18 protein-coding genes and 1 CRISPR repeat array are annotated in these 23,893 nt (G+C 55.4%); of the genes, 8 read left to right on the plus strand and 10 right to left on the minus strand.

From position 1 onward, the window contains the following. Positions 1 to 271: 271 nt before the first annotated feature. The 3 genes from AL01_RS06845 to AL01_RS06855 all read right to left on the minus strand — a co-directional run bounded on the left by AL01_RS06845 (position 272) and on the right by AL01_RS06855 (position 3,770). A complete protein-coding gene (locus AL01_RS06845; protein ID WP_077396729.1) occupies positions 272 to 1,663 on the minus strand; it encodes an NAD-dependent succinate-semialdehyde dehydrogenase in 1,392 nt (463 codons plus the stop codon). Between the two features lie 138 nt (positions 1,664 to 1,801). Continuing rightward, a complete protein-coding gene (locus AL01_RS06850) occupies positions 1,802 to 2,962 on the minus strand; it encodes an iron-containing alcohol dehydrogenase (protein WP_077396730.1) in 1,161 nt (386 codons plus the stop codon). 214 nt (positions 2,963 to 3,176) lie between these two features. Next, positions 3,177 to 3,770 carry a TetR/AcrR family transcriptional regulator gene (locus tag AL01_RS06855; RefSeq protein ID WP_077396731.1) on the minus strand — a complete coding sequence of 198 codons (594 nt, stop codon included), beginning with the start codon at positions 3,768 to 3,770 and terminating at the stop codon, positions 3,177 to 3,179. Positions 3,771 to 3,998: 228 nt separating this feature from the next. Between AL01_RS06855 and AL01_RS06860 the strand changes: the two genes are divergently transcribed. From AL01_RS06860 to AL01_RS06870, 3 genes are all read left to right on the plus strand, one after another. Beyond that, positions 3,999 to 4,613 (plus strand): AraC family transcriptional regulator, encoded by a 615-nt coding sequence (locus AL01_RS06860; protein WP_158075950.1) that lies wholly within the window; start codon positions 3,999 to 4,001, stop codon positions 4,611 to 4,613. Positions 4,614 to 4,714: 101 nt separating this feature from the next. Then, positions 4,715 to 5,617: a dihydrodipicolinate synthase family protein gene (locus AL01_RS06865; protein WP_077396733.1), complete on the plus strand. Its 903-nt coding sequence runs from the start codon at positions 4,715 to 4,717 to the stop codon at positions 5,615 to 5,617. A gap of 126 nt (positions 5,618 to 5,743) precedes the next feature. Beyond that, positions 5,744 to 7,078 (plus strand): alpha/beta hydrolase, encoded by a 1,335-nt coding sequence (locus AL01_RS06870; RefSeq protein WP_077396734.1) that lies wholly within the window; start codon positions 5,744 to 5,746, stop codon positions 7,076 to 7,078. Positions 7,079 to 7,126: 48 nt separating this feature from the next. Next, positions 7,127 to 8,863: a CRISPR direct-repeat array (repeat unit 29 nt; unit sequence CGGTTCATCCCCGCGTGGGCGGGGAACAG). Positions 8,864 to 9,112: 249 nt separating this feature from the next. Here the strand turns inward: AL01_RS06870 and AL01_RS06875 are convergent. After that, positions 9,113 to 10,576, minus strand: a complete 1,464-nt coding sequence (locus AL01_RS06875; RefSeq protein ID WP_077396735.1) for a mannitol dehydrogenase family protein — start codon at positions 10,574 to 10,576, stop codon at positions 9,113 to 9,115. Positions 10,577 to 10,672: 96 nt separating this feature from the next. Then, positions 10,673 to 11,347, minus strand: a complete 675-nt coding sequence (locus AL01_RS06880) for an HAD family hydrolase (protein WP_077396969.1) — start codon at positions 11,345 to 11,347, stop codon at positions 10,673 to 10,675. A 288-nt stretch (positions 11,348 to 11,635) separates the two neighbouring features. On the opposite strand from AL01_RS06880, the gene AL01_RS06885 reads away from it, so the two are divergent. Further along, positions 11,636 to 12,418: a DUF421 domain-containing protein gene (locus AL01_RS06885; protein WP_077396736.1), complete on the plus strand. Its 783-nt coding sequence runs from the start codon at positions 11,636 to 11,638 to the stop codon at positions 12,416 to 12,418. On the opposite strand, the gene AL01_RS06890 is transcribed toward AL01_RS06885, so the two are convergent. Beyond that, complete coding sequence (locus AL01_RS06890; protein ID WP_077396737.1) at positions 12,419 to 13,072, minus strand: transglycosylase SLT domain-containing protein; 654 nt, start codon at positions 13,070 to 13,072, stop codon at positions 12,419 to 12,421. 84 nt (positions 13,073 to 13,156) lie between these two features. After that, positions 13,157 to 13,726 carry a single-stranded DNA-binding protein gene (gene ssb, locus AL01_RS06895; RefSeq protein ID WP_077396738.1) on the minus strand — a complete coding sequence of 190 codons (570 nt, stop codon included), beginning with the start codon at positions 13,724 to 13,726 and terminating at the stop codon, positions 13,157 to 13,159. Positions 13,727 to 13,865: 139 nt separating this feature from the next. On the opposite strand from ssb, the gene uvrA reads away from it, so the two are divergent. The 4 genes from uvrA (at position 13,866) to AL01_RS06915 (ending at position 20,046) form a co-directional block, all read left to right on the plus strand. Further along, a complete protein-coding gene (gene uvrA, locus AL01_RS06900; protein WP_077396739.1) occupies positions 13,866 to 16,802 on the plus strand; it encodes an excinuclease ABC subunit UvrA in 2,937 nt (978 codons plus the stop codon). A 14-nt stretch (positions 16,803 to 16,816) separates the two neighbouring features. After that, positions 16,817 to 17,155, plus strand: coding sequence for a DMT family transporter (locus AL01_RS06905; RefSeq protein WP_077396740.1), 339 nt, complete (start codon positions 16,817 to 16,819; stop codon positions 17,153 to 17,155). 3 nt (positions 17,156 to 17,158) lie between these two features. Continuing rightward, complete coding sequence (locus AL01_RS06910; protein ID WP_077396741.1) at positions 17,159 to 17,689, plus strand: DUF2946 family protein; 531 nt, start codon at positions 17,159 to 17,161, stop codon at positions 17,687 to 17,689. 101 nt (positions 17,690 to 17,790) lie between these two features. Then, positions 17,791 to 20,046, plus strand: a complete 2,256-nt coding sequence (locus AL01_RS06915) for a TonB-dependent receptor (RefSeq protein ID WP_077396742.1) — start codon at positions 17,791 to 17,793, stop codon at positions 20,044 to 20,046. 70 nt (positions 20,047 to 20,116) lie between these two features. Here the strand turns inward: AL01_RS06915 and trhO are convergent, their stop codons facing one another. The 3 genes from trhO to AL01_RS06930 form a co-directional block, all read right to left on the minus strand. After that, the gene (trhO, locus tag AL01_RS06920) at positions 20,117 to 21,061 is read right to left on the minus strand and encodes an oxygen-dependent tRNA uridine(34) hydroxylase TrhO (protein WP_077396743.1); all 945 of its coding nucleotides are present in this window, start codon (positions 21,059 to 21,061) and stop codon (positions 20,117 to 20,119) included. A 112-nt stretch (positions 21,062 to 21,173) separates the two neighbouring features. Then, complete coding sequence (locus tag AL01_RS06925; RefSeq protein WP_077396744.1) at positions 21,174 to 22,694, minus strand: autotransporter strand-loop-strand O-heptosyltransferase; 1,521 nt, start codon at positions 22,692 to 22,694, stop codon at positions 21,174 to 21,176. Beyond that, a complete protein-coding gene (locus AL01_RS06930) occupies positions 22,687 to 23,862 on the minus strand; it encodes an autotransporter strand-loop-strand O-heptosyltransferase (RefSeq protein WP_241502753.1) in 1,176 nt (391 codons plus the stop codon). The genes AL01_RS06925 and AL01_RS06930 overlap by 8 nt, the downstream gene beginning before the upstream one ends. Positions 23,863 to 23,893: the final 31 nt, after the last annotated feature.

Raw genomic sequence — 23,893 nt, forward strand, 5'->3', positions numbered from 1 at the left:
AAATGAAATAGTTTCACCAATGTTTGAATTTCCAATAGCAATCCTATTTTCATTAAAGAAGTCATGTAATTTTTTGTTAATTTTTATACGCATAACGCCCCCAAATAAATAAAACTCCAATAAACTACATTGTGATTTTTTCATTTGAAAATAAAATTATTGTTCAAAGTATTTACAATCTGTTTCAATAAATAAAATGTTTACAATAAAAAAGGCGACCCCATAGTGGAGCCGCCCTTTTCATGGCCAGAGATATAGACCTGCCCAGTTCTTAGAACGGAGCGTCAATATCCACGACATTGATGAGCTTGTGGTTCACAAACTCCTTGATGCCAAGGGCCATCAGCTCCCGGCCAAAACCGGAACGGGCGATACCACCGAAAGGCAGTTCAGCCTTGGTACCCGTTGGATGGTTGATGAACACCATGCCGGTACGAAGCCTAGACGCCACACGAAGCGCATGGGCCTCATCCTTGGAGAAGATGGAACCACCCAGCCCGTAAGGGGAATCATTGGCGATGCGGACGGCATCATCCTCATCCTTCGCACGGTAAAGCTGCGTGACAGGACCAAAGAACTCCCAGTGACGGGCCTCGTTGTTCTCATCAAGTCCGGTCAGGATGACGGGCTGGAAGAAAGCCCCCTGATTAGGCACAGGTACAGGGATCGTCTCGGCCTTCGCACCCTGCTTGACGGCCTTCTGGACCAACTCCCGCAGATCATCCGCAGCCTTCTGAGAGGACAGAGGAGCAAAGGTAGTGTTCGGGTCCATCGGATCACCGGCCTTCAGCGCGGCGATGCCCTTCTTGTACAGTTCCACGAAACGATCATAGAGGCTGTCCACCACGATGATGCGTTTTGCAGACACACAGACCTGACCAGCGTTCCAGTGACGGCCAAACACAGCCCATTTGACGGTCTTCTCAAGGTCGGCATCATCCAGAACAATGAAGGCATCGCTGCCCCCCAGCTCCATCGTTGCCTTCTTGAGGGCCTTGCCAGCCGTACCAGCCACGATAGACCCGGCTCGCTCGGAGCCTGTCAGCGCAACGCCGCAGGTGCGGGGGTCTTCCAGTACCATGTCCGTAAATTTGTGCGGCATGTAAATGTTCTGGAACAGACCCTTCGGTGCGCCGGCTTCCTCAACCAGTTCTTGGCAGGCGGCTGCACACTGGGGCAGGTTACCGGCGTGTTTCAAAAGAACCGCATTACCGGCAGAAAGCTGCGGGGCAACGATGCGCAGCACCTGATAGTAAGGGAAGTTCCAAGGTTCAATGGCAAGCACGATGCCCTGCGGCTCGTACACCATGGTCGCACGGCCCACCTTCGGGTCGGAGACCTTAAGCTCTTCCGGCTTCAATAGTTCGGCAAGATTCTCTGCGTAATATTCGCAGATCTCCGCAGAGAGAATCACCTCTGCCTTACCTTCGGTCAGTACCTTGCCCATCTCCAGTGCAGCTAGACGGGCCAGCTTATCAGCATCCCGCCGCAGCAGAGCACCGATATTCTTCATCAGCTTGGCACGCTCTTCGAAACTGGTTGCCCGCCATGCCTCGTAGGCCTTATGGCCTTTATCCAGAGCGGCCTTTACGTCCTGCTCGGTTGCCTCTGGGAATTCTTTAAGAAGTTCGTTCGTATAAGGGTTAATAGTGGCGAATGCCATGATACACCTCGCTCCTCTCAGGACGCCAGCGGCGGAGCCTTATGTTATCTACGGGTAATTAAGGAATATTTACCTGTAGTTAGGCAGGGGGAATGAGATGAATACATGAATCATCCCCCCTGTATATATATTGGTACCTTACAGACTTCTTTCCAGAACTTTGCGGCTAATTTCTGGTGTAATGTCTGCACCCTCCCCAAGGGCGGTCATGCCATGCTCTTTCAGCTGGGCAATAATGGGGTCTATGCCGGTCTGATCAATCTCATAGGCGGACAAGCGGACGGGAATATCCAGCCCCTCAAAGAAGGCCTCAACACGGGCGATGGCAGCATCAATACGCTCATCCTCCGTGCCTTCCGTTAGTCCCAGCACTCGGGTCGCATATTGCAGCAGCTTGGCCCGCTTCTGCTCCCGGCGTTCCTTCAGCATAGCCGGGAAGACAATGGCCAATGTACGGGCATGGTCAATCCCATATTTCGCTGTCAGTTCATGACCGATAGCGTGGGTCGCCCAATCCTGCTTCACTCCGGCACCGATCAGGCCATTCAGGGCCTGTGTTGCCACCCACATCAGATTAGCCCGCAGGTCATAATCATCGCTCGGGGCCTTGGTGATGCGCTCTGCAATATCATGCAGGCTAAGCAGAAGCCCTTCTGCGTAGCGGTCCTGCACCATCGCATCCTGCGGCAGGGTCATATACGCTTCCATCACATGCACGAAGGAATCCGCCACACCATTGGCCACCTGGCGAGCCGGAAGGCTGAATGTGCGTGTCGGGTCCAAGACGGAGAAAACCGGGAAAACATGCGGGCTTGAGAAAGCCAGCTTATCACCTGTCTCTTTACGAGAGATCACGGCAATATTGTTCATCTCCGACCCAGTAGCTGGCAGCGTCACGACCGTGCCGAGCGGCAGGGCCTCTTTCACCGTTTCACCCTGCTTCAGCAGGATTTCCCACGGTTCGCCCTGATAAGGCACGGCAGCAGCGACAAATTTTGTACCGTCCATGACGGAGCCACCACCCACGGCCAGCAGGAAGTCCACCTTCTCCTTACGGACAACGTCAACGGCCTTCATAAGGGTTTCGTAAGTCGGGTTGGCTTCAATACCGCCAAACTCGCAGAAGCTACGGTTCCCAAGGGCTTTACGCACCTCAGCAAGCGTGCCGCTCTTCTCTGCACTGGAGCCACCATAGAGGATGAGAACCCGTGCCTGCTTACCTAGCTGTTCATCCAGCTTGGCAATCATGCCTTTGCCAAAAAGAATCTTTGTCGGGTTATAGAATTCAAAATTATCCATAACGTCCTCTCTTTCACTCTACGGGTCGCACCATGTAATAGACTGGTCATCTCTAAACTGGCGTTACCACTAAACTCTCTATCCCTCATGGGCGGGACACCTTACGGAGTCGGCCACCTGTCTTCATCGGGATCAATTAAAAATAGACCGGTCATCTCTAAAATGAAAGGCCATTCTGCAAAAATACACAAACCTTTTAAAAAAGGGCGGAAAATCAGGCTGCTACGAGCCTTCTCGTCACCGCAAACGCTTCCTCAAACGGCACTGGCTGATGCGTTACCTTCACAAGCAGGGTAGCTCCCAACCATGTCTGATACACCACAGAAGCCATCTGTCGAGCCGGCAGCTCCTTTGTGATGGAACCATCTTTCTGGCCTTCCTCAATGATGCGAGCCAGACGATCCACAATGCCGGTCGTTCCTTCCTCAAGAATCAAACGCATCCTTTCGGAAAGGTCGGACACCTCAGCTGCTAATTTGACGACAAGGCACTTCCCGCTCAAGCGTCCATTATGTTGAGCATCTATCCAACACTGACAATAGATAGACAGCTTCTCGAACCCTGTTTTGCCCTTCTGAGCAATAAGGGCATCAAGACTCTCCATATACTGCTCGTTATAAAGCTCCAGTAAGGCAGCCCCGAAATGCTCCTTCGACTCAAAATAATGATAGAATGAGCCTTTGGGGATATTGGCTGCCTCCAGAATCTGGCTAAGACCCACGGCAGAAAACCCCCTCATCCCGATGAGAGGACGGGCGGATTCTAGAATGCGCCGACGGGCCTGCACATGTTTCTCTGCAACTGTCATGCTGCTTCTATAGCAGAGAGGTTCTAACCTGTCTATAGAAATAGACCGGTCATTCTATTTTTGTGACACTCAATGGACGGCATCACGCTAAACGGATTATCCTAACCGCATTCAGGACCAGACATGCCTTGAAAAAACGTCATGCTTCTTTCTTCCTCTTCTCTGCTTTCGTCCGGGCCGCCGTGGCATTACTGGCGGGCCGGCCACCCCGACATAAAAGAGATGAGCATGGCACAAGGCACCACGCTCGCCTTGCCTTTACATTTTCATCAGGAAGATCAGCTCGCTTTCCTGCTTTCGGGCTGCCGTCATTTTCTCATTGCGGGTCAGTCAATCCGTCTCACGGCGGGGCAGGCTTTACTCATCCCCGCCAACACGCCCCACATCTCCCGTGATGGCGACCCCATACAGGCCGAGCAAACTTTCTGCCTGAATCTCTATCTCACACCCGGCCTCTACACGGATCAAGCCGACTGTGCCGAATTGATCCACCATCATCTTGGGGAGCAGCCTTCACGCATCCATCTGGCACCACCTCTGCCCCTTCCGCTGCCTATGGAGGATACCCCTCTGATAGGTTCGATCCAAACCCTTGCCCGGCGTGCCAAAATGAGCCGAGAGGCCTACTCCCGCCGCTTTCAACGTCATTATGGGTTAGCACCGCAGACCTTCCGGCTGCTTCAGCAACTCAACATGACCAAAGCTCAGCTTCGTTCCGGTAGCAGTACCTTACAGACCGCCATAGATGCTGGCTTTGCCGACCAAAGCCATATGGGCCGCCTCTTTCGGCGGACATTCGGCACAACACCGGGCCGTTACCGGGCTGGCCCTGCACCGCTCTAACCATCGCTAAACCCAAGAGCCTGAAAGATCACATTCCTTCTATACGGTCCGGCCTTTTTCCCGCCATCATGCCCAGACCGTAACGGCAAGGACAGATTTCCATGACATTTTCCTTCACAGGGCTAAGTGCCTTCCCCATCACCCCTATGCATCAGGCAGCCCCTGATGAAGCACGCTTCGCCACACTGATTACCCGGTTGGTAGACGCCAAGGTGGACTCTATCGGGGCTCTTGGCTCCACCGGCAGCTATGCCTTCCTGACACGTAACGAACGTGAAAAAATCGCTCGACTGGCTGTACAGCACGCAGGCACAACGCCGGTTCTCGTCAGCATCGGAGCCATTAATTTGCGGGATACCCTCCTCTTGGCTGAAGACGCCCAAAAAGCCGGTGTCAAAGCTCTACTACTGCCTCCTATGAGCTACTTTCCTCTACGGGACGAAGAAGTTTTCACCCTGTACGAGACCGTCAATAAGCACATTTCCATCCCGCTGGTGGTGTATGATACCCCCGGCACAACACAGTTCCATTTCTCCGATGCGCTGATGCAACGCATCTGTGAACTACCGCATGTCCGCTCCATCAAGCTCCCTAGCGGCTCCCCCACGGCAGAAGAAGCCACCGCCCGGATGCAACGCCTGCTGCCAACCCTGCCTAAAAGCATCTCTCCCGGCATTAGTGGTGACCCAACAGCAGCCAGTGCCCTGATGCAGGGTGCCCGCATCTGGTACTCCGAATGGGGCGGCCTGTTCCCCCACCTCGCCCGCCAGCTAACAGATGCCGCTCTGGCCGGACAAAAAGACGAAGTGGCCCGCATCAACGCCATCTTCACCCCCTTCTGGGAGATGAGTGCCCGTTATGGTGGCTCCTTGCGTGTCATCGCCTCGGCGGCAGAGATTATGGGCCTAGCAGGTGCCGATGCGCTCCCCAGTCCTCTGCAAAAGATTTCCCAAAACGACATGGAAAAACTCGCCTCGCTCATCAAAACGCATCAACCGAGTTAATCCCAACTACAACAGGCCCCACATTATCGGGGCCTGTTTCTTTTCAAGCCACATGGCTTTCCCATAGGCTGAACTATGATAGCGTTAGGGGGAGTTCTTCATTCCTTTTCATCCCATGACGGCCCCATGTTATTTCATCCATCATACCATCGCCAGACATCCCGTCTCTGGGCGCATAGCCTACGTGCTGGTGCCCTAACACTTATCCTGGGTAGCCTCTCCCTCTGTCAGGCGCAGGCTAACCCGGCTGAGTGCACACCGCTAGAAGCACTCCAGCCCCCACAGGCCAACACGACAGACCCACACAAACCATTCTTTATTGATACATCCGGACTTCAGAACGGTAGCGGCGCCATGCCTGTGCACGACCCGCACAACCCACTCTACCCACAGGCGATTGATCTACCAGATGAAACCCTGCCGCCAGCGAACAAAACAGGCAATTACATTCTTGGCCCGACTCATACCCTGCCCGCCCTATGGCAGGACATACAACCTGCCCGGGGGCGGCTCATCAGCTTTACGCTGACCTCGTCCTCCACCAGTGGCTATAATCCCGGCACCATACGGGACGAACCGGTGCCCTGCGCCACTGGAATGAAAAATGTATCCACCAGCCAGCCGGGTGATCCCTCCATCCTGAACGTACCCGGAGCCCATCCAGCGCCGTGGACCCGCACGGTGGATGTTTATGTTCCTCCCAATATCCCTGCTGATCGTCCTTTACCGTTCCTGATCTTCGGTGATGGCGGCAATGATGGCATTTACCCGGGCCGAGACCTGTTCGCCTTGGTCGATAGACTCATAGAAAAACACCGGATTCCTCCCATGATCATTATTGGCGTAGGGTCTGGCGGTGGTGATGCCCAAGGCAGTGAGCGCGGCCGGGAATATGACACCATGTCCGGTGCTTATGCAGATTGGGTGGAAGCGCATGTTCTACCTCTCGTGGAACAAAAGGCCAGCGTCACCCTCTCCCACAACCCGGAGGAACGGGCCACCATGGGGTTTAGCTCCAGCGGGGCAGCGGCCTTTGCCATGGCATGGTTTCGACCGAATCTCTATCACCGGGTGTTGGCCTATTCGCCATCTCTGGTCAATCAGCAATGGCCGCATGACCCAGCCCTGCCTGGTGGCGGTTGGCAGCTTCATTCCCCGTGGGCAGGCACACCGCACGCTGTGCCACCCCAGCCCGGTGCTGCCCTCATACCCGCCGCACAACGGGCCCCGCTACATATCTGGTACGAAATGGGAGATCAGGACCTCTTTTACCCTGTCCGCCCCATGCCAGATGGGATGCATGATTGGGTATTAGCTGGCGAAAATCTGGCCCGTGTGCTGGGAAACAAGGGCTATGACTATCAGTTCGTTTTCTCCCGCAATGCCCAACATGTAGACGCCCCCACTATTGAGCAGACTTTGCCTGAGGCTCTGGAATGGCTATGGCGACAGCACAACTAGCAAGTTTTCCCCTCTGAAGGGCAAGCAACTGCATGCTGTGAATAACACGGCCTTATCCCCGCATGGGCGGGGAACAGTTGCCCTGCACAATGTAGAGTGGAAGGGCCCCCGGTTCATCCCCGCGTGGGCGGGGAACAGTTTAGTTTCCCGGTACCAGAGGCGATATTCGCCGGTTCATCCCCGCGTGGGCGGGGAACAGTCCACAGCTCCCTCTCATCCAACATTCCGGCCCGGTTCATCCCCGCGTGGGCGGGGAACAGACAATCCAGCATGAGGGGCGCACACTGCACCGCGGTTCATCCCCGCGTGGGCGGGGAACAGAGGATGCAATACAAAAATCAAAAATAATTCTGCGGTTCATCCCCGCGTGGGCGGGGAACAGGGGCCGCCCTCGTACTGTCACGATCATGGGAACGGTTCATCCCCGCGTGGGCGGGGAACAGCTGACCTCCACTTCCTACACGCAGGGAGGCTGCGGTTCATCCCCGCGTGGGCGGGGAACAGTGCAGGGATATGGCGGGCACGCTCCACCATCTCGGTTCATCCCCGCGTGGGCGGGGAACAGTTTTCGTCAACTCGATGAAGGGCGTATTCTTCCGGTTCATCCCCGCGTGGGCGGGGAACAGGTTCGACCAAAATGGCTGTGGTGGCGGGCTGGCGGTTCATCCCCGCGTGGGCGGGGAACAGTCATTAGGCTCAATCTCCTCCCGATCCTCTTCCGGTTCATCCCCGCGTGGGCGGGGAACAGGTTCCTCCCTGCACCTTTTTAAATCTGTTGAGCGGTTCATCCCCGCGTGGGCGGGGAACAGGAAATAGTATTGACTATATAAATCTTCGATTCCGGTTCATCCCCGCGTGGGCGGGGAACAGAGTAAAGACAGCGTTAATTAGCTGATAACGCCCGGTTCATCCCCGCGTGGGCGGGGAACAGGCCAGAACGCACTGGGGTTTGGCACCAGGGTCTGGTTCATCCCCGCGTGGGCGGGGAACAGGATGTCAGCTGTCGTTACGTTGTTCATTTTGGCGGTTCATCCCCGCGTGGGCGGGGAACAGTTGATTCGAAGGGTATCGGTAATACCGACACCCGGTTCATCCCCGCGTGGGCGGGGAACAGATAGACCCTAATCAAGTATTCGTAGGGTGTTACGGTTCATCCCCGCGTGGGCGGGGAACAGTCAGTTGCAAACCAATTTTAACAATTTGTCTGCGGTTCATCCCCGCGTGGGCGGGGAACAGGTATTCGTAATATTTTTGGAAAAACTCCAACTCGGTTCATCCCCGCGTGGGCGGGGAACAGGATTAGTCATAGCCATTGATTAAGAGCCCTTACGGTTCATCCCCGCGTGGGCGGGGAACAGTCCGCACCGGAAGGCAGGCTGGCAATGTCCGGCGGTTCATCCCCGCGTGGGCGGGGAACAGGTTTTGCTGTGAGGTTTGGAATCGGGCACGATAGGTTCATCCCCGCGTGGGCGGGGAACAGTTGATGAGTTTATTAGTGAAGACAACCGCTACCGGTTCATCCCCGCGTGGGCGGGGAACAGATATAGGCAGCAATTTGATAGCCAGAGGACTGCGGTTCATCCCCGCGTGGGCGGGGAACAGCTGCACGTAGTCGCGCATTTGGGGCCCGAAAACGGTTCATCCCCGCGTGGGCGGGGAACAGAAAACGCTCCCTCCCTGTTTCAGGAAATGTGCCGGTTCATCCCCGCGTGGGCGGGGAACAGGGTGATGTTGCAGATTTGCTCCAAAGCCTGAGCGGTTCATCCCCGCGTGGGCGGGGAACAGACTTCCTGTAACCATATGTAATATAAGTCTTTTTTTATTGTCAAAGAACCCACCAACTTAAATATAATTTTAATCCTTTCCCCAACACAAGCCTTCCTCTCTGATTATGAGATAAAAAACCCTCTCACATCATAAGTCTGGCAAGGCAAAAAATAATTTTATCCACAGAGAACTCATGAACATAAAAAAGGGAGGATTAAACCTCCCTTTTTTTATCTCATACTCAGACACCGGTCATGCAAAGTAGCATCACACAGGCAGGCTAGACAGCACACCGTCCTTACGGATCAGCTCCCGATTATGGGCAATTTCTTTCTTAATCTCGGATGTTAAAAGATCACGCCAGCTATCAAAAGCCGGAAGATTGATCGACTCTAAGAAATCATCAGAGGCAGCAATCTTCAACTGATCCTCGCTCAAGAAAGGCTCTTGAAGCGCAATTTTCTCACCCTTTTCGTTCTTACCACGCAGCAGCTCCAGCAGGAGAGCCATGCAGTATACGATCCGGGTACGGTCTCGGCCTCCCTCCAGCACAGCACGCACTGTTTCCGTCCAGAACACCTGTGCCTTGGACGTTGCATCAGATGCAATACGCGCTACCTGATCCGCCATAGCCGCATTGGAGAAACGGGTCAGCAGGGTGCTTTTGTATTTATGCAGGTCTACACCCGGCGGTGCCTTAAGGGTGGGGATCACGTCTTTTTCCAGAACAGAATCCACAAACTTATGCACACGTGGCTCGCCCAGAACCTCATCAACCAACTTGAGATTCAGCAACATACCCGCTGCGCTAAGAATAAGATGGCTGGAATTAAGCATCCGGATCTTGGCATGCTCATAGGCACTAACCTGATCCGTAAACTCGACACCAACCTTCTCAAAAGCAGGGCGGCCCGCTGCAAACTTGTCCTCAATCACCCACTGAATGAAATCTTCAGAGAGAAGAGGCTGAAGGTCTTTTAACCCGCTGCGTTCATTCAGCTTGGCTTTGTCTTCATCCGAGACGGACGGAGTAATACGATCTACCATCGCATTGGGGAACGTCACGTTCTGGTCGATCCAGTCGGCCAGATCAGCATCTACAGCACGGGCATATCCGACAAAAGCCTTGCGGGAAACATCCCCATTATGGCGCAGATTATCGCAAGACATGATGGTCAGACCACCATGCCCCGCCTCCCGGCGGCGGCGCAGCCCCTCCACCACAAAACCGAAGACAGTTCCGGGTTTCTGCGGGTTAGCAAGGTCCTCCTGCACGGCTGGCAGAGACGTGCGGAACTCCCCTGTTGTTTCATCAATATTATAACCACCTTCCGTGATGGTCATGGAGATAATCTTGGTGGCCTTGTCCGCCAGAAGGGCAAGCACCTTTTCCGGCTCATCCGGGGCCTGGAGATAATCTTTCAGACACCCCATAACACGGATCTCAGCCTTGCCGTTAGCGGCGATCTCCGTCAGAGAGTACAGCCCTTCCTGCGCCCGGAATTCTTCGGCCTTCCTATCGGAATTCCCACCAGAGCGTAGACCAACCCCGGTGATGCCCCAATGATGCTGGTCTGGCAGAGCCAAGGCACGATCCACATAATAGCCCAGATGGGCCCGGAAGAAATTACCCACACCAAAATGCACAATACCTGACGTCACCTTGCGTACATCGTACGAAGGACCAGCCACAGTCTCCGGCAAGGATTTCAGATCATCATATGTCAGCATAACATGTCTCCAGAAGGCTCATGAATAAAACGGGCACCATGACCGGTCCGCCCCGACACATGCAGAGCGGATGCCACCCCCCAAGGACAGCCTCTCTCAGCCCTTTTTGTGATGCTCTTTCTGTGCAGCGATGATCGTCTTCAGCAGCGGCACAAACTCATCAAGGTGAGCAATGCGCAGCAGGCCCGGCCATGAGGGGGCGGGCTTGTCGAGATCACGCAGCAGTACGCAGGCCATACCTGCCCGACGGGCTGCCTCGATACCAGCATCGGAATCCTCCAGCACCAGACAATGGGCCGGATCAATACCTTCCTGCTTCGCCCCATACAGATAAATATCCGGGCGGGGTTTGGGCATGTTCAGGTCCCGGCCGGAATGGATGCGCTCTTCCTTCAGGATCTTATCAAGACCCGTGCTCGAGAACTTAGCTTCCATTTCCGCTTCTGAAGAGTTGGAACCAACACGGATTGGCAGGCGAATTTCATTGACGACATCCCGCAGCATTTTCGTAGCACCGGGCACTTCCTTCGCCTTTTTCCGCATCATTTCCACAATGCGGTCCTGCATGATCATGTCCCAATTATCGGGCAGCTTGTCGCCAGTTTTCTCGGCGATCATCTCGCCAATCTTGGCCAGCTCGCCACCGCCGAACAGCTTGTTGCCTTCTTCATCGCTGATATTCCAGCCGTGGCTACGGGCATCCTCGGACATCAGGGCGGTGGAGAGATGCTCTCCTCCCACCAGCACGCCGTCACAGTCAAAAAGGATCATATCAAGGCGCCCTGTGGGCAGCACGGCAGCAGGGGCCTGATCGGGGATCGGGAAATTCGTATGCTTGCTCATGAATACTCCTTCCTTGCCTGACCGGATTCGGTCTCTGAAAATTTCGGTGCCTGTTTTCTTCTCTCAAGAGTAACAGGCAAGAAAAAGATCGCAACATCTTGAAAAGCTGTTAACGAGCCTTATAGCCTTGCACGTAAGGGATTTTCCCTCCTACACGAGGGCGGTGCGTCCTCTTTGAAGACCGCTCTCCTTATTCTTCCTCGCAAGGTCCCCTTAATGCTTCACCAACTCTTCCCGAATCTCGCTCTTAACATCTGGATGTTCCTGAAGCTGGTAACCGGCTTCGCCATCATCATTGCTTATCTCAACATCTCTGGCCGCAGCCAGGTCTCCCAGATGAACGCCATCGACCTTGTCGGCAACTTCATTCTTGGTGGGCTCGTTGGCGGGGTCCTTTACACGACTAACATATCTTTTCACGAATATGTCATCGCCCTGCTCATCGGGGTCGGTATTCTGCTAACCCTGACACGTTTCTGCAGAAAAATCAACATGTTCAGAAATGTAACCATCGGCAGACAGATACCGATCATCAAAGATGGTCGTTTTCTGATGGAAAATATCCGCGATAAAAACAACAAAATCGATATGCTCAATATTGCTTCACAGCTCAACATTCAGGGCATTTACTCGTTTGATGATGTTTACTTCGCACAAATCGAGCCAAGCGGGGCCATTACTGCCATTACGGATAAAAAGAAACTCCCTGCACTTATCATCTATTACGATGGTGTCGTCCGTGCAGATGACCTTGAAGATGTCGGCCTCTCTGAAGAGGACCTCCTGGAGGATATGAAAAAACGGAACATCGAAAAACTGGAAGATATCTTCCTCGCTGAGATCAAGGACGGCCAGTTCCGCTATGTCCTCATGGATGGGAATGTCATCCCGCACACACGACACGATAATCGGGACGGCGCCCCCACAAAGGCCCCGCACAGTCCCGGCGCAGCAGCAGCCCTCGCTAACGGCCTGACAAGCCCGAAGAAGGGCGGCTAATCAGAACAGCCAGTCCAGGAAGTTTTCCCACCAGCCGCCTTTTAGCCTGTCTTTGCAGGCATCATACTGCTGCTGGTACTGCTGAGCACGGTGGCCCACCTTACGGGCCACCGTTACCAGCCAACCTTTTGAGGCATAGGTACGGCGGCGATAGCCGGTCCATCCCTCATGGTAAGCAAGATATTGCCTCGTAGCATCCGTCACGGGGATGCCATCTACCTTCCGAGTATTGGTAATGTACCAATTCATGAAATTGAGAGCATCGGCATAATCTGTCCGGCTGCCACCGGCACCAGTCTGACGCTGATAGTCATGCCAGATTTCATTTTTAGCCTGAGCGTAACCGTAAGCCGTGCTGATGTGCCCCCACGGGATGATCCAGAGAATATAGGTCCGCCTGGTCCGTGCATTAGCCCGGAAGCTGGATTCCTGATTCATAATAGCCATAGGGACGGAGGCAGGAATGTGCCATTTTGCCTCCTGTCGCATGGCCGTATGGTACCAGCCACGCTTTTCCTGAAAAATATCGCAGAGGTTATTAGGATTGCGTGGAGGCGAAGTAGCACAGCCTGCCAGCATGCTCCCGACCAATACCAATAACGCACTGGCCTGCACACGCCCTCTTACAGCCTGCCTATTCGCTGCTCCGCTCATCCCCAATTTTCCCACTCTCTGGCCGTATCTTCCTTATGGCCCGATGATATGCCCCACCGGGCCCTTTGTTACGACACTACCGGCTCAGAAAGGAATTTCGTCATCCAGCTCCTGGCCACCATGGTTCGGTGAGCTATCCCAACCAACGTTGGAACCGCCACCCATGCCACCGCCCTGCTGCGGTCCACGGCTGCCGCCACGACCAGAAGACATACCGTTACCGCCGCCCCAGTTGCTACCGCCACCATTAGAGCCGCCGTCATAACCATCATCGCCAAAACCGCCACCATCGCCACCGCTACGCTGGCCATCCAGCAGCACCAGATTGCCACGAAAACGGTCGATCACCACTTCAGTCGTATATTTCTCTACACCCTGCTGGTCCGTCCATTTACGGGTGCGCAGTTCGCCCTCAATATAGACCTTGCGACCTTTACGCAGGTAGCGTTCGGCAACATCACCGACACGCTCATTGAAGATGACGACACGGTGCCATTCTGTACGGTCCCGCCGCTCACCCGTGTTGCGGTCATTCCATGTGTCACTTGTGGCAATGGTCAGATTGACGATCTTGCTACCGGACTGAGTATTGCGGACCTCCGGGTCACGACCCAGATTACCTACCAGAATGACCTTATTCACACTGCCTGCCATGCGTCTTCTTCCACTTCTCTCAAGAACTTTTCATTGCCACGGTTCGATTCTGGCCCCGTGTGCCCATATTGCCTATATTGCACAGATGGACCGCCCATGCATCCACCACAGCCCGCAAGGCCGTCATTGAGGACATAGCGTGACAGATACAGCCCCTCCCGCCAGCACAAGCCACATCATCGTCCGTGGCGCTCGTACGCATAATCTACGGAACGTCAATGTCACTATCCCCCGGGATAGGCTGACCGTGCTGACGGGCCTTTCCGGCTCTGGCAAGTCCTCCCTCGCTTTCGACACCATTTATGCCGAAGGGCAGCGCCGCTATGTAGAGAGTCTCTCTGCCTACGCTCGCCAGTTTCTGGAGCTTATGGGCAAGCCGGATGTGGATTCCATTGAGGGCCTCTCTCCAGCCATTTCCATCGAGCAGAAAACAACCTCTCGCAATCCACGCTCCACGGTCGGCACGATCACCGAGATTCACGACTACATGCGCCTGCTCTGGGCACGGGCTGGCGTTCCCTACTCCCCGGCCACCGGCCTACCCATCGAGGCCCAGAGCATCAGCCAGATGGTGGACCGTGTCATGACTATGCCTACCGGCACACGGCTCATGCTGCTGGCCCCGGTCGTGCGAGACCGAAAAGGCGACTGTGCAAAAGAACTAGCCGAGCTGACCCGCCGTGGCTTCGCCCGTGTGCGGATTGACGGCACACTCTACGAAATCAGCGAAGCCCCGAAACTGAACCGCAAGACACGCCACAATGTGGATGTCGTAGTGGACCGTGTGGTGCTGAAAGAAGGTGTGGAAACCCGGTTAGCCGACAGTTTCGAAACCGCTCTAGAACTCTCGGACGGATTGGCCTCCGTTGAAGAGGTCCTTCGCAGCGGGGAAGACGGTGAGCCGTTGAAAGCCTCTTTCTCCTCCCGCTATTCCTGCCCAGAATCCGGCTTCATGCTGGAGAGTGTGGAACCTCGCCTCTTCTCCTTCAATGCCCCAATGGGGGCTTGCCCAACCTGTGACGGGCTGGGAACAGAAACGCATTTCGACCCCAACCTCATCATCCCCGATGACAGCCTGACCCTGCGTGAAGGGGCCATTGCCCCGTGGCGGAATGAGCAAGACCCACTCTTCGACCAGACCCTCGCCGCCATTGCCCGCCATTGCGGGGAAACGCTGGACACACCATGGAACAAGCTGAAGGACAGCTCCCGCAATTTCCTCCTACATGGTGCTCCTGAGGCTGTCAGCATCCCCTATCAAGATGACAAGGGGAAGACCTACACCATCAACCGGCCCTTTGAGGGCATCATCAACCATCTGCAACGCCGTCTGGCGCAAAGCAGCAGCATCCATGTGCGAGAAGCTCTAGGCCGGTATCAATCCGCCATGCCCTGCCCCGCCTGTCATGGTGCCCGCCTGCGGCCGGAAGCCCTCTGCGTGAAGGTTAATGATAGCAACATTGCTGAAGCTTCAGAACTAACCATCAGCGAGGCTCTTGCATGGTTCAACACCGTGGAAGCCAGCCTGACACCCCAGCGGGCCGAGATCGCCCGGCGCATCCTCAAGGAAATCACCGAACGGCTACATTTCCTCGACCGTGTGGGCCTGGACTATCTCACCCTCTCACGCAGTTCCGGCACGCTCTCCGGCGGGGAGAGCCAGCGCATCCGGCTGGCCTCGCAGATTGGCTCCGGCCTGACAGGCGTCCTCTATGTGCTGGATGAACCCTCCATCGGGCTACACCAGCGGGACAATGCCCGCCTGCTCACCATGCTGGAGAGACTGCGAAATCTCGGCAATACCGTCCTTGTCGTGGAACATGATGAAGATGCCATCCGGCAGGCGGACTATCTCATCGACATGGGGCCAGGAGCTGGAACGCAAGGCGGGCATGTCATCGCCTATGGCACACCGGAAGAAGTTGCCCAGAATCCCGACAGCCTAACCGGCGCATGGCTAGCGGGCCGCCGGGGCATCCCCGTCCCCGCCACACGCCGCACAAGCAAACGCTGGGTAAGTATTCATGGGGCCAAGGGGAATAACCTCAAGAATGTCAGTGTGAAATTCCCGCTCGGCACCTTCATTGCCGTTACGGGTGTTTCCGGTAGCGGAAAATCGACACTGATTACCGATACCTTCTATAAAGCCCTGGCCCGGCAGATCATGAAATCCGCTGCTGTTCCCCTCCCTTATGGGCGGCTAGAAGGCACCGAGCAGCTCGACAAAATCATCGAGATTGACCAATCCCCCATCGGGCGAACGCCTCGCTCCAACCCCGCCACCTATACGGACCTCTTCGCCCCTATCCGGGACTGGTTTGCTGAATTACCGGAAGCCAAAGCACGGGGCTATAAGCCGGGTCGTTTCTCCTTTAACGTCAAAGGAGGACGCTGCGAGGCCTGCCAAGGTGACGGTGTGTTGAAGATTGAGATGCACTTCCTGCCGGATGTGTTCGTCACCTGCGATACATGCAAAGGGGCCCGCTATAACCGGGAAACACTGGAGATCAAGTTCAAGGGAAAGTCCATTGCGGACGTTCTGGCCATGACGGTGGACGAGGCCGTGCCGTTCTTCAGTGCGGTGCCCCGCATTGCGGACCGCCTCTCTATTCTTCAGCAGGTAGGGCTAGGCTATGTGGCCCTCGGCCAACAAGCCACGACCCTCTCCGGTGGTGAAGCCCAGCGTGTGAAGCTCGCAAAGGAACTCGCCCGCCGTGCCACAGGTCGGACCCTCTATGTGCTGGACGAACCCACTACCGGACTCCATACCGAAGATGTTCACAAGCTACTAAATGTCCTTCACGCTCTGGTAGAACAGGGCAATACAGTGCTGGTCATTGAGCATAATCTTGATCTCATCAAGACGGCAGACTGGGTGATCGACATCGGGCCGGAAGGCGGCGCAGGCGGTGGGCAGGTTGTCGCCACTGGCACGCCAGAGGACATTGCCGCCTGCAAGGAGAGCCATACCGGGCAGTTCCTCGCTCCCATGCTGGCCGCCGGAAAGACAGGGCCAGCGCCAGCCACACCACAGCAAGGCAACGGCAAGAAAGGTGGCAGAAAAAAGAAATCCTGATATAGGACGGTGCCATGACGCCTTTTCTTGCTTGGCTCTTCCTATTCGGGGCTATCCTTCTGGAGGTTCTGGCGACCAGCCTGCTGAACATCTCCAACGGGTTCCGTAAGCCCCTGCCCACCATCGGCTCGCTCCTGCTCTACGGGGCGGCCTTTTTCTGTCTGGCACAGGCTCTGAAATGCGTTCCCCTCGGCATTGCCTATGCTGTCTGGTGCGGAGTGGGAATTGTCTGCATCGCCGTCATCGGCGTGACCATCTTCCGTCAGCCGCTCAACCTGACGGCTTATCTGGGGATCGGACTAATTCTGCTCGGAACGCTGCTAGCCTGCCTCTCTGGTGGGGTTCGGCACTAACCAATGAAGGCTTTCCCCACCCACGGCCTGATGACCTCTACCTTGCTGCGCTGGCATCCGCTACGCTGCCTCATGGTGCTGGTCATGCTGCTGGGCTTTGGGGCACAAACCCTTCTCACAGCGTCTAGCCTGCCGGATGAAAGCCCCCGGGCCGCCATCCTACGGCTGACGGGCATTGATATTGCTCCTACCGCCTTTACACAAGCTGCACCCTCCATGCCCGACATGGACCATACCAGTATGGGACAGGGAGAACGGCAGACCCATTGCCCACCGAAGCCTTCCACTCCCCACATGAAGAGCCATCCTCATTCTGGCGGGCATCATCATCACGGGTTGGACTGCCCGCTCTGCCCCCTGTTGGACCACGTTCTTCTAGCTCTAACAGTCCTTACCGTGCTGCTCAGCTGCATTCGGCTAGCTCGGCAGATTTGGCAAGAAACACCCCCTACACACGCCCCGCCGAAGCAAACCCGGCAACGCCCCCCCAGTCGTGGGCCACCCTCACTCATCCTGAATCACGCACTCACCTGACCGATCCAGCCTGAAGAAGGCTGCGTATCGGCCTTTCCGCATGTTTTCTTCAGAATGGATGAGTTTTGTCTATTTTCCACTCTTATGAAGGCGGGCGCAGCATGCGTCCGGCCTACGTTTTTCGTCATCTACTATCTTTCTCGGCTCTGACCACCCTGCTACTGGGCAGCCTAATCCTGCCAACCAAAAAGGCAGAAGCCCAGACTACACCGAAAAGCCAGATAACCCCCTCCGACCAGCCACAACTCTCCCCCATCCAGCCACTCCCTACCCGATCACTCAGTACACACCCTATTGAGCAAATCAGCGTCATCGCTACACGACGCCCCTTCACGCAGGCAGCCGACACAGCCGCCTTATTCCGGGACGTTCCCGGGTTCAGCAGTTACAAAACGGGGGGCATTGCCAACCTGCCAGTCCTCAACGGCATGGCGGATGATCGGGTCGCCACCTTCGTGGATGGAATGCCCCTAATGGCGGACTGTCCCAACCACATGAATCCTGCCCTCTCACAGATCAACCTTGATGAAGTATCCCACAGCGTGGCCATTGCCGGAATCACGCCTGTTAGCCTCGGCGGGGACAGCACGGGCGGCACCATCTCCGTAGAACGGAAAGACCCACAGTTCGCCAAAGCAGGCAACATCCTCGTAACAGGCGATGGACGAGAAGACTGGCGCAGTAATGGGGGAGGATCCGGTGCTGGTGGTTCCATAACAGTGGCCAACGACATGCTCAGCCTGCGCTATAGCGGCTCCTACACCCATGCCAGCGACTACACCGCTGGAGGGCGTGGGGGGCGGGTTCTCTCTAGTAACTATCTCAGCTTTAATCACGATGTGACGGCCGGCCTGAAGCTAAAGAACCATCTCTTCAGCCTAACATTCGGCCAGCAGGACACACCTTATGAAGGCTTTCCCAACCAGTACATGGATGAGACCAACAACCGCTCCACCTTCGTGAATGGCAAATATGTCGGGACCTTCAACTGGGGTACGCTAGAGGCCCGGGGCTACTGGCAACGTGTAACCCACGCCATGAACATGCTGGCCGACAAAGGCGGCCATAGTGCCACCACCGGCATGCCCATGAATAGCGATGGCCGTACGGCAGGCTACAGTCTAGTCGCCACCATACCACTCGGGCAACGCCACCAGCTCAAGGTCGGCAGTGCCTTCAGCCATGATGGCCTCAATGACTGGTGGCCTCCCCTCATGGGGAGCATGATGATGGGGCCGGGTACGTTCCACAGCCTGAACAATGCCCACCGGGACCATCTCGGCCATTTCATCCAATGGAATGCCCAATGGACACCCCGCCTCTCCACCGAACTCGGCATGCGCAGCGATGTCATCATGATGAATACCGGCCCCGTTTCCCCTTATCAGGGCCTGTCTCCCATGAGTGGAATGGGGGCAATGTCCATGATGAATATGGGCAGCATGTCCGGTATGGGAATGGGTAGCATGAGTATGGGCAGCACCAATCAGGCAGCCGCCCGCGCTTTCAACAGTGCCCGCCGAGGCCGGACGGATGACAATTTCGATGTCACAGCCCTACTGCGTTACAAAGCCAGTGCCTACCTAAACATTGAGGGTGGCTATGCCCGCAAGACACGCTCTCCCAACCTGTATGAACGCTATGGCTGGAGCCGAGAGAGCATGACCGCCCGAATGATAAACTGGTTTGGTGATGGCAATGGCTATGTCGGCAACCTGAACCTGAAACCTGAAGTCGCCAACACCGCAAGCGTAACGTTCCGCTTCCATGATGCGGATGATCACCAGTGGGAGGCCATGATCCAGCCCTTCTACACCTACACGCACAATTACATAAATGTCGTGCGCATCGGTGCCCTGTCACGAGGTTTCAACTTGCTCCAGTTCGTCAACCACAATGCCCAGAGCTACGGCATCAACGCCTCGGGGCGGGCAACCCTGTGGGACAATACGCACTGGGGCACGGGGGAACTCTCCGCCAACCTGAATTGGGTGCGGGGGCAGGACTTTAAGACCCACTCCGGCCTGTACCAACAAATGCCACTCAACGGGACGATCCGCCTGCATGAGCATTTCGGCCCATGGCACGGCATGGCGGAGGTCGTGCTTGTCAAAGCAAAACATACGGTAGACTGGGTCCGCAACGAACCCCGGACACCCGGCTATGCACTGTTCAATCTTGGGGCTGGCTATCACTGGTCCCGCTATCTTCAACTGGATGTAAGCCTCGAGAACCTACTGAACCAACGGTACGCCCTGCCGCTAGGAGGGCGGGCCGTCAGCACGGCGGGCAACCCACCCGGCCCGGTTTTAGGCATGGGGCGATCGGTCAATCTGACCCTGCGAGAGCATTTCTAAACATAATAAAAGGCGTCCCCCATTACGGGAGACGCCTTTTCCGCAACAAATCCAGACCTAAGAAAGCCGGTCAGCCCTGCGCCTCATCACCCAGATGGGTGCGCCCCTGCTGTTCGGCGAGCTGGGCCTGACGCTGACGTTCACGATAACGCTGTCGCTGAGCGTCCGTTCTCTGTCCGTAACAGTGCGGGCAGCTCACGCCCTCCTCATACTGGGGCGACTCTTTGTCTTCCGCACTAATGGGTGCACGGCAGGCATGGCAGAGGTCATACTTACCCAGCTTCAGCCCGTGCCCGACTGACACACGCTGGTCGAACACAAAACATTCTCCATCCCACAGGCTTTCTTCCTCTGGAATCTCTTCCAGATATTTCAAAATGCCACCCTTGAGATGGTACACATCGTCCACTCCTTCCTGCCGGGCAAAGGCAGTGGATTTTTCGCAGCGTATACCCCCCGTGCAGAACATGGCGATCTTCGGTGTACGGCCCTGTGCCTCCACCTCCTTCCGCCAATTGCGGAACCATTCAGGGAAAGCACGGAATGTTTTCAGGTTCGGGTCCACAGCCCCACGAAATGTCCCGATAGCGACCTCATAATCATTACGGGTATCCATCACGACCGTATCAGGGTCGGAAATCAGGGCATTCCAGTCCTTCGGTTCGACATAACGGCCAACACAGACATGGGGGTCAATATTCGGCTGCCCCATCGTGACGATCTCTTTCTTCAACCGCACTTTCATACGCAAAAAGGGCATCGTCTTCGCACGGGACTTCTTGTAATCGAACCCAGCGCAGCCCGGCAGGCTGTCGATATAGGCCAATACGGCATCAATGCCCGCATCTGGCCCAGCGATGGTACCGTTAATGCCCTCACGGGCCAGCAGCAGGCTGCCCTTAACACCTTCCTTCTGGCACATCTCCAGAAGCGGTTCACGCAGGGCTTTGTGATCCTCAAACGCCGTAAAATGATAAAGAGCGGCCACGCAGACCGGCAAAGATGTTGTCGTCATTCAGTCAACCATTCTCGCAAAGAAGGAACCTAACTGCCCTTCTAGCAGGCTGCCCCATAAATGACACCCTGCCGGGCATGATGGGAGGGTGGGGTGCCACCCTCATCAGTGGTCAAAGTTTCCAGTAAATTTCATGCCGATGCTCATACCCCTGCCGTCCTGCCACTTCTGCGACCTCTTTCACCCGCTCTACATCGTCAGGCCACGGCTCACCAGCCGCCACGGCGGGCGGGACAAGGTCATGATCCCGACAAAGCTTCTTGATGACAGACAACACATAAGACGTGCTGATATTCCGCGTACATTCAAAGGCACGCTCTGTCCCTTTGTGACGGGGGCAGAACAGATAGTCATTATGCTGGAAAGGCGTCCGCAAATCGTGCCAACAGCTATTACAGCCATGGTTACTGAACACACGATACGGCGTCTGGAACTCGTTGATCGGGTCCGTAAAGCCGCTGATCATAACAACAGGCGTTCCAACGGCCCAGGCCAGCCATGAAAGGCCAGAAGACAAGCCAACAAAAAAATCAGCATGTTTTATCCAGCGGGCCCGTTCTGCCAGCGGACGCTCCCCAGTTTCATCCTCCACACCGTTGGGCATGTGGTTCCATGTGATGTTATGCCCGACCACGGGTTCCTTATCGATACAGATGACACGATAGCCCATTTTCTTCAGATACTGGACCGTATCCAACCATCCTAGCGGGTTCTGCCACATCTTGCAGGCACAGGATGCCTGCACAGCCACGACCACATAAGGCTCCTCTATCGGGCGGGTATCGGCTTTCTCGATGGCAACCCGAGGGCGGATCTCTGTCGGGTCCACACCCATAATCCATCCGGCTGTCCGGTGCAGGCCAACAGCACGGAAATCCCGTGGCTGCCATGCCTGTTCCTCATCATGGAAAAACAATCCGATATAATAGCTAGCGTAAAACTCGCTTCTCACCCCGACAAACTCCGCTTCCTTCAGGAAGCGAATATGCGGATAGGCCGGCCCCATGAGGTCGACAATCACCTCGCTTGTCACGACTGTCATGTCGCAATCATGCTTCTGTCCGAACCGATCGATATACGGTACCCACCCCAGCGGGTCCCCTAACGTCCCGGTTGGCATGATGATGGCAACTTTCTTCCGCCGTGCATCATATTCATGCGTCCAGACAAGTTCATTGCCGTCAAACAGCTCGATCAGCACCTGTAGAAAGTATTTCTTACGGGAAGTGACATATTCTCCCCCAGATTTACCGTCATACAGGCAGGTATCTGTTTCCATATCCCAGAAGCGTACACGCCACTGCTTACCTTCCGGCATCTTGACCCGAATACCGAGGTTGAAGTCATAGCGCAGGCCGTAAGGCCCCTCCTGTGTGGGCTCCACCTCCGGTGCTGGGAATGGGAAGTTAGGCAGCCGCTCTATGCCGTCATCTTTTTTCTTATTCAGCGGCTCCTTGCCACTTGCCCCAAGAGAAGCAGACGGCAGTTCAGCCGCAGAGAAGACCATGCGGTCCTCTTGCCCCTCCGCACCGGAATCTACTGTTTCTTCCGTAAAGGGCAGTATAGAGGCAGAAGAGGGTGGCTTCAGGGCGACGATATCCTGCAAGACACGTTCCGTTTTCTTCTCAGTCATTCTGTGACAGCTCCCCAAACCCCGGAATCTGTTCAATAGTTGTTTTCACCTGTGTGAAAGAAATCCCTCGGGAACATTCAAACATCTTTTCTGTCCCCTTATGGCGAGGACAGAAGAAAGGATCATTCGGTTTCAACTCGATATTCACATCATTGGCACAGCCATTGCAGACATTCCTATTAATGATGCGATACGGCGTATAGAACTCATTATATGGCTCAGTATAGCCGCTGATCATGACCACCTTGGTACCCGCAGCCCAAGCCAGCCACGCCAGACCAGAAGAGGTTCCCACAAAGAATTCAGCATGCTGCAACCAGCGGACACGCTCTGGCAATGGGCGGTTCCCGGTCTCGTCCTGCGCCCCATGAGGGATGGTCCGTATGGCTGTGATAGGCCCAGATACACGGTCCTTATCAATACAGACAACCTTGTAGCCTTTCTCCTTCAGGAAGCGGATCAGATCATACCAACCACGGGGATTATTCCAGTATTTACTAAGCCCTGATGCCTGTGCCCCGATACAAACGTAAGGCTCTTCCATCGGGCGCTCGCCCGGCTCAACAACGACACGGGGCTTCCTCTCCTGCGGCGACAACCCCAATATATAGGCCCCCATATGGGAGAGACCGGTCTGCCGGTAATCATTAGGCTGGCACGTAAACTCCGTATCCCCAAAAAAGACCAGCACCTTATAATGAGCGTAATATTGCCGGTCGCTCTGGTCATCCTCATCAATAAACCGAATATGGGGGTAGGCATCCTCAAAAAGAGGAATCATAGCCTTGTTTACGAAGAAACTCGCACGACAGCCGTGCTTCTCCACAAAGGTAGCGGCCTGCCCAATCCAAGCGATATGGTCACCCAGCCCGCCTAGATGCATCGTTATGAGGACTTCTCGATCCTTCAAGTCGCAAACATGCGTGAAGAACTCTTCCCCATCCTTCCAAATGGTGATCTCGAAGCGGACATAATACCGCTTCAGGCTCTGCACCATGCCAGCCCCGTTGATCTCCTGAAAAAACAAGACCGTATCTGTATCCAGGTCCCGCAACCTTACCGCCCAGAGGGCTCCCTCCGGCACACCGACACGACAGCCATCATTGAAGTCATAGCGGATCCCTCCAGGACCAGCCTGCGTCAAAACAATCTTGTCATTGTCACTCACGGCCACACTCCTGCACACATGCCTCTTCTTC

The sequence above is a fragment of the Bombella intestini genome (assembly GCF_002003665.1).
In the GTDB taxonomy this organism is placed as follows: domain Bacteria; phylum Pseudomonadota; class Alphaproteobacteria; order Acetobacterales; family Acetobacteraceae; genus Bombella; species Bombella intestini.